Annotated in this window: 15 protein-coding genes and 1 pseudogene; 15 read left to right on the top strand and 1 reads right to left on the bottom strand. The window is 64.6% G+C overall.

Features of this window, described 5'->3' with window-relative positions; translation table 11 throughout:
• Positions 1-20 precede the first annotated feature (20 nt).
• The 6 genes and pseudogenes from XaplCFBP3123_RS17215 to XaplCFBP3123_RS17190 all read left to right on the top strand — a co-directional run bounded on the left by XaplCFBP3123_RS17215 (position 21) and on the right by XaplCFBP3123_RS17190 (position 5,399).
• Positions 21-581, top strand: coding sequence for a DNA-deoxyinosine glycosylase (locus XaplCFBP3123_RS17215; protein WP_104535132.1), 561 nt, complete (start codon positions 21-23; stop codon positions 579-581).
• Positions 582-936, top strand: a pseudogene (locus XaplCFBP3123_RS17210) (hypothetical protein); the annotation flags it as partial. It lies immediately after the preceding gene.
• A 128-nt stretch (positions 937-1,064) separates the two neighbouring features.
• Positions 1,065-2,828, top strand: a complete 1,764-nt coding sequence (locus XaplCFBP3123_RS17205; protein WP_104535131.1) for a dihydrolipoyllysine-residue acetyltransferase — start codon at positions 1,065-1,067, stop codon at positions 2,826-2,828.
• Positions 2,825-3,130, top strand: coding sequence for a hypothetical protein (locus XaplCFBP3123_RS17200; RefSeq protein ID WP_104535130.1), 306 nt, complete (start codon positions 2,825-2,827; stop codon positions 3,128-3,130). Before XaplCFBP3123_RS17205 ends, XaplCFBP3123_RS17200 begins: the two co-directional genes overlap by 4 nt.
• A gap of 16 nt (positions 3,131-3,146) precedes the next feature.
• A complete protein-coding gene (gene lpdA, locus XaplCFBP3123_RS17195; protein ID WP_104535129.1) occupies positions 3,147-4,979 on the top strand; it encodes a dihydrolipoyl dehydrogenase in 1,833 nt (610 codons plus the stop codon).
• A 114-nt stretch (positions 4,980-5,093) separates the two neighbouring features.
• The gene (locus tag XaplCFBP3123_RS17190; protein WP_146091373.1) at positions 5,094-5,399 is read left to right on the top strand and encodes a hypothetical protein; all 306 of its coding nucleotides are present in this window, start codon (positions 5,094-5,096) and stop codon (positions 5,397-5,399) included.
• A gap of 13 nt (positions 5,400-5,412) precedes the next feature.
• On the opposite strand, the gene XaplCFBP3123_RS17185 is transcribed toward XaplCFBP3123_RS17190, so the two are convergent.
• A complete protein-coding gene (locus XaplCFBP3123_RS17185; protein ID WP_172453340.1) occupies positions 5,413-6,225 on the bottom strand; it encodes a hypothetical protein in 813 nt (270 codons plus the stop codon).
• Between the two features lie 529 nt (positions 6,226-6,754).
• Here XaplCFBP3123_RS17185 and XaplCFBP3123_RS17180 point away from each other — a divergent pair.
• The 9 genes from XaplCFBP3123_RS17180 to XaplCFBP3123_RS17140 all read left to right on the top strand — a co-directional run bounded on the left by XaplCFBP3123_RS17180 (position 6,755) and on the right by XaplCFBP3123_RS17140 (position 14,141).
• Positions 6,755-7,120 (top strand): hypothetical protein, encoded by a 366-nt coding sequence (locus XaplCFBP3123_RS17180; RefSeq protein WP_104535274.1) that lies wholly within the window; start codon positions 6,755-6,757, stop codon positions 7,118-7,120.
• A gap of 25 nt (positions 7,121-7,145) precedes the next feature.
• Complete coding sequence (gene atpB / locus XaplCFBP3123_RS17175; RefSeq protein WP_016901015.1) at positions 7,146-7,946, top strand: F0F1 ATP synthase subunit A; 801 nt, start codon at positions 7,146-7,148, stop codon at positions 7,944-7,946.
• A 72-nt stretch (positions 7,947-8,018) separates the two neighbouring features.
• A complete protein-coding gene (gene atpE / locus XaplCFBP3123_RS17170) occupies positions 8,019-8,321 on the top strand; it encodes a F0F1 ATP synthase subunit C (RefSeq protein WP_002814105.1) in 303 nt (100 codons plus the stop codon).
• A gap of 113 nt (positions 8,322-8,434) precedes the next feature.
• A complete protein-coding gene (locus XaplCFBP3123_RS17165; RefSeq protein WP_016901014.1) occupies positions 8,435-8,905 on the top strand; it encodes a F0F1 ATP synthase subunit B in 471 nt (156 codons plus the stop codon).
• A gap of 3 nt (positions 8,906-8,908) precedes the next feature.
• On the top strand, positions 8,909-9,436 hold the full coding sequence (locus tag XaplCFBP3123_RS17160) for a F0F1 ATP synthase subunit delta (protein ID WP_104535127.1): 528 nt from the start codon (positions 8,909-8,911) through the stop codon (positions 9,434-9,436).
• A 47-nt stretch (positions 9,437-9,483) separates the two neighbouring features.
• Positions 9,484-11,031 (top strand): F0F1 ATP synthase subunit alpha, encoded by a 1,548-nt coding sequence (gene atpA / locus XaplCFBP3123_RS17155; RefSeq protein ID WP_104535126.1) that lies wholly within the window; start codon positions 9,484-9,486, stop codon positions 11,029-11,031.
• Positions 11,032-11,150: 119 nt separating this feature from the next.
• A complete protein-coding gene (atpG, locus tag XaplCFBP3123_RS17150; protein ID WP_104535125.1) occupies positions 11,151-12,014 on the top strand; it encodes a F0F1 ATP synthase subunit gamma in 864 nt (287 codons plus the stop codon).
• A gap of 122 nt (positions 12,015-12,136) precedes the next feature.
• Positions 12,137-13,543 carry a F0F1 ATP synthase subunit beta gene (atpD, locus tag XaplCFBP3123_RS17145; RefSeq protein WP_104535124.1) on the top strand — a complete coding sequence of 469 codons (1,407 nt, stop codon included), beginning with the start codon at positions 12,137-12,139 and terminating at the stop codon, positions 13,541-13,543.
• 175 nt (positions 13,544-13,718) lie between these two features.
• Positions 13,719-14,141: a F0F1 ATP synthase subunit epsilon gene (locus tag XaplCFBP3123_RS17140; RefSeq protein WP_102596686.1), complete on the top strand. Its 423-nt coding sequence runs from the start codon at positions 13,719-13,721 to the stop codon at positions 14,139-14,141.
• Positions 14,142-14,301 lie beyond the last annotated feature (160 nt).

The following is a 14,301-nucleotide window of genomic DNA, read 5'->3' as shown; positions in this document are numbered from 1 at the left end:
GAGAAGGCCGTGGCTGCGACATCCAAGCTGAAAAAGACATTCACGCAGATGCGATCGCCGTGACGAAAACCGACCTGTTGCAGGGCCTTCCAGCGCACATTCCTGACGATTGCCGTGTCCTGGTGCTCGGCTCCATGCCGGGCAACGCCTCCTTACATGCGGCGATGTACTACGCCCACCCGCGCAACCGTTTCTGGCCGCTGATGCAGGCGCTGCTGGGTATCGAGGCCGGGTTGGCGTATCCGGCGCGCCTGCAGGCGCTGGCCGACTGCGGGGTCGGCCTGTGGGACGTGATCGGCCAATGCGAGCGGCGCGGTAGCCTGGACACCGCCATCGTCGCCAGCAGCATCGTGGTCAACCCGCTGGCGGCGCGGCTGGCCTCGCTGCCGCAGCTGCGCGCGGTCGCCTGCAACGGTGCTGCCGCTGCGCAGGCATGGCGCCGCCACGTGCAGCCGCTGCTGCCAGTCGCGCTGCACATAGTGCCGGTGTGGGCGTTGCCGTCCACCAGCCCGGCCAATGCGGCGTGGTCGCTGCCACGGCTGTGCGCAGCCTGGCAGCCGCTGCGCACAGCGCTGGACTAGATCGTGGTGCGCCGTGCGCGCAGTGCCAGCAAACGCCCGCCCGCCGGGATCGCTGTCGGCCACGCCAGCGGCGCCACGGTGGCCGGGCTGCCGCTGCAGCGGACCGGCGCTGTTATCGCCTGTGCGGTGCAGTCGGCAGCGAGCGCAGACGTTTTGCAGCTGCGCTCGTCATCGCAGGGTGGAAACGCGCATCGAGCGCCTGAGCGAGCCGCAGGCGCCTGCATTGCGGCCACGCGCACGGCAACGGTGCACGCGGGTCGAAGCGCTCGACGGCCTGGACAATGCGCTGGCGTATCGTTTGCCCTTGGGCGAGCCACTGCAACTGTTGCGGGTCGATCCACGCGCGTGGAAATGATCCGGCGCATGCATCTGCGAACGCTGCATCCCGCCCGGTGCGCGACTTTTTCCACGGCAATGGTTGGCGCTGCGGCCCGCAGCCGGCCACAATAGGGGTTTCCCCATTCTGTTGCCGGAGTTCCCCGTATGGCCGAAATCAAGGAAGCACTTGTCCCCGATATCGGTGACTACAGCGATGTCCCGGTAATCGAGGTGCTGGTGTCGGTCGGCGATACGGTCAGCAAGGACCAGAGTCTGGTCACGCTGGAATCGGACAAGGCCACGATGGAAGTGCCCTCGTCGGTATCCGGCGTGGTCAAGGAGATCAAGGTCAAGGTCGGCGATTCGCTGTCGCAGGGCGCGCTGGTCGCGCTGATCGAAGTAGCCGACGCCGGTGCCGAAACCGCCGCCGCACCTGCTCCTGCCGCCCCGGCCAAGGCTGCGCCCGCTGCCGCGCCGGCGCCCGCCGCCAAGGCCGAACCGGCCGCGCCTGCCGCGTCCTCGGAAGGCGGCCTGATCGAGGCCCGCGTGCCCGATATCGGCGATTACACCGACATCCCGGTGATCGAGGTGCTGGTCGCCGTCGGCGATACCGTCGCCAAGGACCAGAGCCTGGTCACGCTGGAATCGGACAAGGCCACGATGGAAGTGCCGTCCTCGGCCGCCGGGGTGGTCAAGGAACTCAAGGTCAAGGTCGGCGACACGCTCTCGCAGGGCAATGTGGTGGCGATCATCGCTGCCAGCGATGGCGGCGCCGGTGCGGCGCAGTCCCCGGCCAAGCCCACCACCGACACCGCCGAAACCGCCGGCAAGGTCGAGCCGGTCGCTGTGTCCGCAGTGCCGGACAAACTGGCCCAGCGCGAGATCGCGCAGGTGCAGGGCGCGCGGTCCAGCGAGGCCGCGCAGCCTGCGCAGGGCGGCCAGCTGTCCGCCGGCAGCCCGTCCAGCCCGCCGGTGACCTTCGACGCCGACAGCGTGCTGCCGTCCAAGGTGGCCTACGCCAGCCCGGTGGTGCGCGTGTTCGCGCGCGAGCTCGGCGTGGATCTGAACCAGCTCAAGGGCAGCGAAAAGGGCGGCCGCATCACCCGTGAGGACGTGCAGCGCTTCGTCAAGGCCGCACTCAGCGGCGGCGCGCCCGCCGCCGGTGCTGCGCCGGCCGGTGGCGGCAATGGCCTGAACCTGCTGGCCTGGCCGAAGGTGGATTTCAGCAAGTTCGGCGAGACCGAGACCCAGCCGCTGTCGCGCATCAAGAAGATTTCCGGTGCCAATCTGGCGCGCAACTGGGCGATGATTCCGCACGTCACCCAGTTCGAATCGGCCGACATCACCGACCTGGAAGCGCTGCGCGTGGCGCTGAATAAGGAAAACGAGAAGGCGGGCATCAAGCTGACCATGCTCGCCTTCCTGGTCAAGGCCAGCGCTGCCGCGTTGAAGAAGTTCCCCGAGTTCAATGCCTCGCTGGATGCGGCCGGCGAAAACCTGACGTTGAAGAAGTACATCAACATCGGTTTCGCCGCCGACACCCCGAACGGCCTGGTCGTGCCGGTGATCCGCGACGTCGACAAGAAGGGCGTGCTGCAGATCGCGCAGGAAAGCGGCGAGCTGGCCAAGAAGGCGCGCGACGGCAAGCTCGGCCCGGCCGACATGAGCGGCGGCTGCTTCTCGATCAGCTCGCTCGGCGGTATCGGCGGTACGGCGTTCACGCCGATCATCAATGCGCCGGAAGTTGCCATCCTGGGCGTGTCCAAGTCGGCGATGCAGCCGGTGTGGAATGGCAAGGAGTTCGCACCCAAGCTGCTGCTGCCGCTGTCGTTGAGCTACGACCACCGCGTCATCGACGGCGCGCTGGCTGCACGCTTCACCACTTACCTCAGCCAAGTGCTGGCCGACATGCGCCGCGTCCTGCTGTGAGAGCGGTGCTGCTGACGTTCGCCCTGCTGGGCGTGCTGCCGTGGACATCCGCGGCAGCACGCGAGTGCGAGAGCACGCTCGGACGCGGCTGGCCGCCGGCGGTGGGCAACGACGGCACCGCGGTGACCACGCTGCTCGACGCCAGCACCCGCCCGAGCTGCTGCGCCGGCGAGCTGCTGCAGCAGGCCGCGTTGCTGATCGAAGCCGGCGAAGGCAAGGAAAACAAGCGCGACAAGCGCTGGACCCAAATCGAATCGTCGCTGGATGAACTCCAGCAGACGCTTGCCGGCACGGCCGGTTGAGCCACAGGAGAAGCAAATGGCGGTCATTGAAATCAAGGTTCCCGACATCGGCGATTACAGCGATGTCCCCGTCATCGAAGTGCTGGTCGCTGTCGGCGACAGCGTGGTCAAGGATCAGGGCCTGGTGACGCTGGAGTCGGACAAGGCCACGCTGGAAGTGCCTTCCTCGGCCGCCGGCGTGGTCAAGGAGCTCAAGGTCAAGGTGGGCGATACCCTGTCCGAAGGTGCGCTGGTGCTGCTGCTGGAAGCCGAAGGCGAGGCCGCCGCACCGGCTGCGCCCGCCAAGGCCGATACCAAGGCCGCGCCGGCTGCTGCAGCGGCCGCCGCCGCACCTGGCAGCAAGCCGCCGGTGACGCCGTCGCATCGCGCCCCGGCGGAACCGGCGCCGTCCAAGCCGGCGCTGGCCAGCGGCAAGCCGGCCGATATCGAATGCAAGATGGTGGTGCTCGGCGCCGGCCCCGGCGGCTACACTGCCGCGTTCCGCGCCGCCGACCTGGGCCTGGACACGGTGCTGATCGAGCGCTATGCCAGCCTGGGCGGGGTCTGCCTCAACGTCGGCTGCATCCCGTCCAAGGCGCTGCTGCATGCCGCCGCGGTGATCGACGAAGTGGCGCATGCCGGCGATTTCGGCGTGGACTTCGGCCAGCCCAAGATCACCCTGGACAAGCTGCGCGAGTACAAGGAAAAAGTGGTCGGCAAGCTCACCGGTGGCCTGGCCAGCATGGCCAAGCAGCGCAAGGTGCGCACCGTCACCGGCGTGGCCAGCTTCGTCTCGCCCAACGAGCTGGAGATCGTCGGCGACGACGGCAAGACCCAGCTGCTGCGCTTCGAGCACTGCATCATCGCCGCCGGTTCGCAGGCGGTGAAGCTGCCGAACTTCCCGTGGGACGACAAGCGCGTGATGGACTCCACCGACGCGCTGGAACTGCACGACATCCCCAAGACCCTGCTGGTGGTCGGCGGCGGCATCATCGGCCTGGAAATGGCCACGGTGTACAGCGCGCTCGGCAGCAAGGTCACCGTGGTCGAGTTCATGGACCAGCTGATGCCGGGCGCCGACAAGGACCTGGTCAAGCCGCTGGCCGATCGCCTGAAGAAGCAGGGCGTGGAGGTCTATCTCAAGACCAAGGCCACCGACGTCAAGGCCGACGCCAGCGGCATCACGGTGTCGTTCGAAGCGGCCAGCGAAGGCGAGAAGCCGGGTTTGCAGGCCACCGCCTACGACCGCGTGCTGGTGGCGGTAGGCCGTACCCCCAACGGCAAGAAGATCGGTGCCGACAAGGCCGGCGTCACCGTCACCGAGCGCGGCTTCATCCCGGTCGATCGGCAGATGCGCACCAACGTGCCGCATATCTTCGCCATCGGCGACATCGTCGGTAACCCGATGCTGGCGCACAAGGCCACGCACGAAGGCAAGCTGGCCGCCGAAGTGGCTGCCGGCGAGAAGAAGGAATGGGTGGCGCGGGTGATTCCGTCGGTCGCCTACACCAACCCGGAAATCGCCTGGGTCGGCGTGACCGAGACCGAGGCCAAGGCCAAGGGCCTGAAGGTCGGCGTGGCCAAGTTCCCGTGGGCGGCCAGTGGCCGTGCGATCGGTATCGGCCGTACCGAGGGCTTCACCAAGCTGATCTTCGACGAACAGACCCATCGCGTGATCGGTGGCGCCATCGTCGGCGTGCATGCCGGCGACCTGCTGGCCGAGATCGGCCTTGCGATCGAGATGGGCGCCGAAGCCGAAGACATCGGCCACACCATCCACGCGCATCCGACCCTGAGCGAATCGGTCGGCATGGCCGCCGAGGTCTACGACGGCACCATTACCGACCTGTATATCCCGAAGAAGAAGTAAGCGCCGGCATCTGCTGCATGACCAACAACGCCCCGCCTTGCGCGGGGCGTTGTCGTTTCGGCATGCTGCCGGAAGCGGCTGCAGGGTGCGGCCGCTCCCACGGTGAGGCACTGCATGCGCTACGGAATGCTGGGAGTGTTGATGGTCTGCACTGTCGTCCCATGGCACACCGCGGATGCGCAGGAGGGCGAGGATCCAGCCATGACGGCGGCGTTGGCGCAGTGTCCGGATGCAGCGCAGTTCGTGCGCACGCAACAAGCAGCCAGAGCGCGTGCCGCGGCGGCGCAGTCAGCGACGAACGCCACGCCCAGTGCGCTGGAGTTGCGCGCGCATCTGCTGGCGATGGAGCGGGCCGATCAGCAGGTTCGTGGGCGCCACAAAAAGACAAAAGGCCCGCAAAACGCGGGCCTTTCGGTGTAACGCTGCGTGCAGATCAGAACGCGAGCGTTACGCCTGCAACCGGGCCCTTGAACTCCTGCTTCAGGCCGATCAGGCCGTCGCTGCCGCGCTGGTCGACGTCGAGCTTGAACCAGTCGTAGCCGGCGAAGAGGCCGAAGTTCTTGGTGAAGCGGTATTCGGCAATCGCGTTGGCGCGGCTCAGGTCGCCGTCGTAATCGTCGAAGTTGCCCCAGCTGGTGTTGAGGTACTGGCCCTGCACGTTGAACAGCCAATGCTCGCTCGGACGCGCGGTGAAACGGATACCGACCACCGGCGCAACGCCGTCTTCGCTTTCGTCCAGCACGTCGCCACTGAAGACGCTGCCCAGATCTGCGTATGCGTTGGCTTCGACCTTGGCGTACTCGGCACCGAGCTGCAGGCCCAGGCTGAATTCCGGCGAGTCGATGACCGAGTAGTCGTACACCAGGGTGGCGACCTGATACTTCAGCTCACCCTTGATGAAGCTGCCGGTCGGCACGGTGACGCCACCGCCGCTGATGTCCTGAGTCAGCGTCTCGCGGCGATCCTTGTCGTACTTGAAGTAATCGAAGATCAGGCGCTGACGGGTGCTGATGCGGAACACGCCATCGACGCGCGGCTCCCATTCCTTGCCGCCGAGCTTGAAATCTTCGTTGACCGACACGTTGTTGCCTGCCACCAGCGTGTTGCCACGGATGGTGTTGTCGTTGTCGACGTTCATCGCGCCGAGACGGAGCTGGAAGCGGTCGTCGGTATCTTCGGCGTGCGCCGGCGCAGCGTAGGCGGCAGCCAATACGCACGGGATGGCCAGTGCAAGGAGGTGTTTCATGGGGAGCTCCGAATTCTTGGAATGGTCAGGCGGTTCGGCCTGTGCCGCGCATATTCGATAAGACGGCGTCTTCCATAAGTGAAGAAGCTGTCGCAAACCTGTGAAGGCCGAGATAGCAATCGGACAAAACGGTCCGCCGCTGCAGGCAGTCCGACTTTAGTCGTACGCCGCGCAATTTGGGCGCCAATTGCGAAGCACTATGGCGAGTGTCGCACCACGATGGGGCCGATTGGACCGCCGATGGGAAGGTCGCAGGGTGCGACAAAATGCGTAAAAAGCAGGAGCCCCGGTGCTCCGGGGCTCCCATACGCGACCTGCGGCAGGACCTTTCGACGAGGATGTGCAGGCCTCGCGGGTTATGACCGCCGGTTTGTGGCAAAGTTCCCACCCGCTGCGGCAACCCCTGTATGGTGCGACGCAGCAACTGATGACCTCTGCCGGTTGTCTCGCAATTTGTCCCATTGCTATACTTTCGCGGCTCGACGAGGCGCATCTGCGCTTCCCACCCATTACACGTAAGGTAACCGTAGTGCTGAACTCCGTTGACGCGGGTCGGCGGTTGATGCTGCGCGCCGCGGTATATCCGCTTGCTGCGGTAGCTATAACCAGTCTGGGGTTGCTGTTGGTCGGTCCCGGTTACTCTGCCGGTCTGGCATTGACCGGGTTTGCAACGGTGCTGGGCGGTTGGGTGGCAGCACGTACCGCGCTAGGTGGCGGTATTCAGGCAGCCGGCATTGCCATGGTCCGGCTGATTCTGGCGATGGTGTTGAAGTGGGTGTTGGTTTTCGTGGCGCTGGCGCTTGGCTTCGGCCTGTGGCGGCTGCCTCCTCTGGCCTTGCTGGCGGGTATCGCCATCGGGCTGATTTTTCAGGTTCTGGCTCTGGCCAGGCGTTGATTCGAACTTAAAGGGCTCCGGACACATGGCGGGCGAGGCAGCAACACCTACCTCCTACATCCAGCATCACTTGCAGAACCTGATCTATCCGGTTCGCGAGGGTGGCGGCACGTTTTGGACCATCCACGTCGACACCCTGGTCATGGCGGTGTTGATGGGCCTGGTGATGGTCTTCGCGTTCTGGACGGCGACCCGCAATGCCACCGCCGGCGTGCCGGGCAAGTGGCAGGCGTTCGTCGAGATCTGCCTGGAGTTCGTCGACCGCCAGGCCAAGGACACCTATCACGGCAGCAGCAAGCTGGTGACGCCGATCGCGATCACCATCTTCTTCTGGATCCTGTTGATGAACCTCATCAAGATGATCCCGGCCGATTTCATCGCCATCCCGCTGGGCTGGGCCGGCATCCACGCCTGGAAGCCGGTGCCCACCGCCGACGTCAATGCCACCCTGGGCATGTCGATCAGCGTGTTCTTCCTGATGATCGTCTTCTCCCTGCGCTCCAAGGGCGTGGGCGGCATGACCAAGGAATTCCTCACGGCGCCGTTCGGCAAGTGGATGATGCCGTTCAACCTGCTCTTGAACATCGTCGAGTGGCTGAGCAAGCCGATTTCGCTGGCGATGCGACTGTTCGGCAACATGTTCGGCGGCGAGATCGTCTTCCTGCTGATCTGGGTGCTGGGCGGTGCGGGCATCGCCGGCATGGTCGCTGGCGGCGTATTCGGCCTCGGCTGGATGCTGTTCCACCTGTTGGTGATTCCGCTGCAGGCCTTCATTTTCATGATGCTGTCGATCGTGTATCTGAGCCTTGCCGAAGACAGTCACTGAGTTTGCTGCACCCTTCATCTGCTTCATCCCGATTCATCCATCACCCTTAGAAACTTTCGTTCGGAGATCACCATGTACCTCGCCGTCCTGACCAACCTCGCTCAAGTCCAGAGCTCCACCGTCCTCGCCGTCGGCATCATGATCGGCCTGGCCGCGCTGGGTGCCGGCCTCGGTCTGGCCATCATGGCTGGCAAGTTCCTGGAATCGGCCGCACGCCAGCCGGAACTGATCCCGGTGCTGCAGGTCCGCATGTTCATCACCGCCGGCCTGATCGACGCCGCGTTCATCATCAGCGTCGCGGTCGGCCTGCTGTTCGCCTTTGCCAACCCGCTGGCCCAGGTGTTCATCGAACGTCTGTCGCAGGCTGCCGGCTGATCCAGCGGTAGCAGGATGTGGAGGCAACCGCGTGCGGTTGCCTCCGCGGATGAAGGTCGGAAAGCGTCGCCCTGCGGTGGCGCTTTCACCCCTAAACAGCGATTGAGCGACCCATGGATATCACCCTTACCATCTTTGCCCAGGCGCTGGCCTTCGCCGGTCTGATCTGGATCGTCGCGACCAAGATCTGGCCGCCGCTGCTGCAGGCGATCGAAGAGCGTCAGCAAAAGATCGCTGAAGGTCTGGCTGCGGCCGATCGCAGTCAGAAGGATCTGGCGCAGGCGCAGGAAAAGGTCAACGAAGCACTGAAGGACGCACGCACCAAGGCCAACGAGATCATCGATCAGGCCCATGCGCGCGCCAACCAGATCATCGAAGCGGCCAAGCACGAGGCAATTGCCGAAGCCAACCGCCAGAAGGATCTGGCACAGACCGAGATCGACGCGTCCGCCACGCGTGCCCGCGAGGAACTGCGCAAGCAGGTGTCCGTGCTGGCCGTCAGCGGTGCCGAGAAGCTGCTCAAGCGCGAAATCGATGCCAACGCCCACAAGGCGCTGCTCGACGAGCTGGCGGCGGAGATTTAATCGATGAGTCAGGCCCTCACACTTGCCCGTCCGTACGGCCGCGCCGCGTTTGCGATCGCGCGTGAGGGCGGCAACTTCGCGCCCTGGTCCGATGCGCTGGCGTTTTCGGCGCAGGTGGCCGGCGACCCGCGCGTGGCCACGCTGCTGCTCAACCCGGCCCTGCGCCAGGATCAGGCAGTGACGTTGCTGGCACCGCCGCAGGCGAGCGAAGACTATCTGCGTTTCCTCGGCCTGCTGGCCGACGCGCAGCGGCTGTCGCTGCTGCCGGAAGTGGCAGGACTGTACGAACAACTGCGGGCCGACGCCGAACACGTCGTCAAGGCGACGGTGACCTCGGCGGCTGCAATGAGCCAGGCGGAACTGGACACGATCGCTGCTGCGCTGAAGAAGCGTTTCGGCCGCGAGGTGGACATCACCACCGCGGTGGATGCCTCGTTGATCGGCGGCGCGGTGATCGACACCGGCGACGTGGTCATCGACGGCTCGCTGAAGGGCAAGCTTGCACGTCTGCAAAGCTCGCTCGCCCACTGAATTCACATAAACGCATGGCCCCCGCGGCCGGCACCTAGGACTGAACGATGGCAACCACGCTCAACCCCTCCGAAATCAGCGACCTGATCAAGACCCGCATCGAGGCGGTCAAGCTGTCCGCAGAGTCGCGCAACGAAGGCTCCGTGACCAGCGTGTCCGACGGCATCGTGCGCATCTTCGGCCTGGCCGACGTGATGCAGGGCGAAATGATCGAACTGCCGAACAACACCTTCGCGCTCGCGCTGAACCTGGAGCGCGATTCGGTCGGCGCCGTGGTGCTGGGCGATTACGAGAACCTGCGCGAAGGCGACGTGGCCAAGACCACCGGCCGCATCCTGGAAGTGCCGGTCGGTCCGGAGCTGCTCGGTCGCGTGGTCAACGCGCTCGGCGAGCCGATCGATGGCAAGGGCCCGCTGGGCGCCACCCAGACCGCACCGGTGGAGCGCGTTGCGCCGGGCGTGATCTGGCGCAAGTCGGTCGACCAGCCGGTGCAGACCGGTTACAAGTCGGTCGATGCGATGATCCCGATCGGCCGCGGCCAGCGCGAGCTGGTCATCGGCGACCGTCAGACCGGCAAGACCGCGCTGGCGATCGATGCGGTGATCAACCAGAAGGGCACCGGCATCAAGTGCGTGTACGTGGCGATCGGCCAGAAGGCCTCGACCGTTGCCAACATCGTGCGCAAGCTCGAGGAGAACGGCGCGCTGGCGCACACCGTGGTGGTGGCTGCGACCGCGTCCGAATCGGCCGCGATGCAGTACATCAGCCCGTACGCCGGCTGCACCATGGGCGAGTACTTCATGGACCGCGGCGAAGACGCGCTGATCGTGTATGACGATCTGTCCAAGCAGGCCGTGGCCTACCGCCAGATCTCGCTGCTGCTCAAGCGCCCGCCGGGCCGCGAAGCCTATCCGGGCGACGTGTTCTATCTGCACTCCCGCCTGCTCGAGCGCGCTGCGCGCGTGTCCGAGGAGTATGTGGAGAAGTTCACCAACGGTGCGGTGACCGGCAAGACCGGTTCGCTGACCGCGCTGCCGATCATCGAAACGCAGGCCGGCGACGTGTCCGCGTTCGTGCCGACCAACGTGATCTCGATCACCGACGGCCAGATCTTCCTGGAAACCGACCTGTTCAATGCCGGTATCCGTCCGGCCGTGAATGCCGGTATCTCGGTGTCGCGCGTCGGTGGTGCGGCCCAGACCAAGATCATCAAGAAGCTGTCCGGCGGCATCCGTATCTCGCTGGCGCAGTACCGCGAGCTGGCGGCGTTCGCGCAGTTCGCCTCGGACCTGGACGAAGCCACCCGCAAGCAGCTCGAACGCGGTCAGCGCGTCACCGAGCTGATGAAGCAGAAGCAGTACGCGCCGATGTCCATCGCCAACCAGGCGCTGTCGATCTATGCCGTCAACGAGGGCTACCTCGATGAAGTGCCGGTCAACAAGCTGCTGGCGTTCGAAGAAGGCCTGCACGCGCACTTCGCCAACACCCAGGGTGAGCTGATCTCCAAGATCAACGCCACCGGCGGCTGGGACAACGACATCGAAGCTGCCTTCAAGAAGGGCATCGAAGAGTTCAAGACCACGGGCAGCTGGTAAATCCAGCTGCGGGAATCGGGAATCGGGAATCGAGAATAGGGAATCGTCAAGGCGGGTTGGCTGTGCCAATTCCCGATTCACGATTCCCCATTCCCACTAAGCGAGCGAAGCGAGCGAGTATGGCAGGCGGACGCGAAATCAAAACCAAGATCAAGAGCGTGCAGAACACCCGCAAGGTGACGCGCGCGCTCGAAATGGTCTCGGCCTCCAAGATCCGCAAGGCGCAGGACCGTATGAAGACCTCGCGTCCGTACGCGCAGGCGATGAAGCAGGTGATCGGGCATCTGGCGCAGGCCAGCACCGACTACCAGCATCCGTTCCTGGTCGAGCGTGAGCAGGTCAAGCGGGTCGGTTACATCGTGATCTCTTCCGACCGCGGCCTGGCCGGCGGTCTGAACAACAACCTGTTCCGCAGGATGCTGGGCGAAGTGCGCCCGTGGCAGGACGCCGGCGCCGAGATCGACGTGGTGACCATCGGTCAGAAGGCCTCGGCGTTCTTCCGTCGCATCAAGGTCAACATGGTCGGCAGCGTCACCCATCTGGGCGACAGTCCGCAGATCGAGCAGTTGATCGGTGTGATCAAGGTGATGCTGGATGCCTTCGTCGAGGGCAAGGTGGACCGTGTGTATCTGGTCTACAACCGCTTCGTGAACACGATGACGCAGAAGGCCAGCTTCGATCAGCTGCTGCCGCTGCCGGCCGCCGAGCACAAGGTGGCCCATCACGATTGGGATTACCTGTACGAACCCGATGCCGCGACCGTGCTGGAGCACGTGATGACGCGTTACATCGAGTCGCTGGTGTACCAGGCCGTGCTGGAAAATGTGGCCTCCGAACATGCCGCGCGCATGGTGGCGATGAAGGCCGCCAGCGACAACGCCAACAAGATGATCGGCACCTTGCAACTGGTCTACAACAAGGCGCGTCAGGCTGCGATCACCCAGGAAATTTCGGAAATCGTCAGCGGCGCGGCCGCCGTATAGCCGGGAATAGGGAATGGAGAATCGGGAATGGTCGAAGCAGCAGCACTTGATCTTCCCATTCCCGACTCCCGCTTCCCTATTCCCGACACAAGAATCGAACAGACATTAGTGGAGTTATCCAAATGAGTCAGGGCAAGATCGTTCAGATCATCGGCGCGGTCGTCGACGTCGAATTCCAGCGCAATGAAGTGCCGAAGGTCTATCACGCGTTGAAGGTCGAAGGTACCGAAATCACCCTGGAAGTGCAGCAGCAGCTCGGCGATGGCGTGGTGCGCACGATTGCGCTCGGCTCCACCGACGGCCTGAAGCGCAATCTGCTGGCCACCAACACCGAGCGTGCGATTTCGGTGCCGGTCGGCGCCGGAACGCTGGGCCGCATCATGGACGTGCTGGGTCGTCCGATCGACGAAGCCGGCGACGTACAGGCATCGGACCATTGGGAAATCCATCGCACTGCGCCGTCGTATGAAGACCAGTCCTCCAGCACCGAGCTGCTGGAAACCGGCATCAAGGTCATCGACCTGATGTGCCCGTTCGCCAAGGGCGGCAAGGTCGGCCTGTTCGGCGGCGCCGGCGTCGGCAAGACCGTCAACATGATGGAACTGATCAACAACATCGCCAAGGCGCACTCGGGTCTGTCCGTGTTTGCCGGCGTGGGCGAGCGTACCCGCGAGGGCAACGACTTCTACCACGAGATGAAAGACTCCAACGTGCTGGACAAGGTCGCGATGGTGTACGGCCAGATGAACGAGCCGCCGGGCAACCGTCTGCGCGTGGCGCTGACCGGCCTGACCATGGCCGAATACTTCCGCGACGAAAAGGACGAGAACGGCAAGGGCAAGGACGTGCTGCTGTTCGTCGACAACATCTACCGCTACACGCTGGCCGGTACCGAAGTGTCCGCGCTGCTCGGCCGCATGCCGTCGGCAGTCGGCTATCAGCCGACCCTGGCCGAGGAAATGGGTGTGCTGCAGGAACGCATCACCTCGACCAAGAGTGGTTCGATCACCTCGATCCAGGCCGTTTACGTGCCTGCGGACGACCTGACCGACCCGTCGCCTGCGACCACCTTCGCCCACCTGGATTCCACCGTCACACTGAGCCGTAACATCGCCTCGCTGGGTATCTACCCGGCGGTGGATCCGCTGGATTCCACCAGCCGCCAGATGGACCCGCTGGTGATCGGCCACGAGCATTACGACACCGCCCAGCGCGTCCAGCAGACCTTGCAGAAGTACAAGGAACTGAAGGACATCATCGCGATCCTGGGCATGGACGAGCTGAGCGAAGAAGACAAGCAGTCGGTGTCGCGCGCACGCAAGATCGAGCGCTTCTTCAGCCAGCCCTTCCACGTGGCCGAAGTGTTCACCGGCTCGCCGGGCAAGTACGTCTCGCTGAAAGACACCATCCGCGGCTTCAAGGCGATTTGCGACGGCGAGTACGACCACCTGCCGGAGCAGGCGTTCTACATGGTCGGCAGCATCGAAGAAGCCGTCGAGAAAGCCAACAAGATGAGCGCCAAGGCCTGATGGATCCCAGCCGCTATGCGGCTGGAATCGGGAATCGGGAATCGGGAATCGGGAATCGTAAAGGCGGGTCATCGGTAGGTCGGAATCGACAGGAAGAGGAAAAGCGTGCAGCCAGCCGCTCTTCCCGACTCCCGATTTCCGATTCCCGATTCCCCGCCTCACAGAGTGAGGCACCATGAGCACTATCCGTTGCGACATCGTCAGCGCCGAGAAGGAAATCTTCCACGGTGAGGCGACGCTGGTCGTGGCCACCGGCGAGCTGGGTGAGCTGGGCATCGCGCCCAAGCACGCACCGCTGATCACGCGCCTGAAGCCGGGCAAGGTGGTGGTCACCACCGCCAGCGGCGAACAGCTGGACTTCGCCATTTCCGGCGGCATCCTGGAAGTGCAGCCGCAGGTGGTGACCGTGCTGGTCGACACCGCGGTCCGCGCGCAGGACATCGACGAAGCCGCCGTGCGCAAGGTCAAGGAAGAGGCAGAGCGTCTGCTGGCCAACCGTGGCGACACCGTCGATGTGGCCGATGCGCAGCGCCGGCTGGCCGAGGCGACCGTGCAGTTGCAGGCACTGGAACGCCTGCGTCGCACCCTCAAGCACTAAGCACGCGGGCTTGTGCGCTCTTGGTAGCGCTCGCAGACGCGATACCCGATGCATCGCCGCACGCAGGTGTGGAGTGAAAACGCCGACCCTCGTGTCGGCGTTTTCGTTTCTGGAGCTGCGCATGCGTGGCGCGGCTTCCATGCTTGGCCACAGCAGGCAC

Origin of the sequence: Xanthomonas arboricola pv. populi (genome assembly GCF_002939945.1) — a bacterium.
GTDB lineage: Bacteria > Pseudomonadota > Gammaproteobacteria > Xanthomonadales > Xanthomonadaceae > Xanthomonas > Xanthomonas arboricola_A.
Note: the sequence above shows the minus strand (reverse complement) of the source record. Positions and strands in the feature narration are given on the sequence as shown.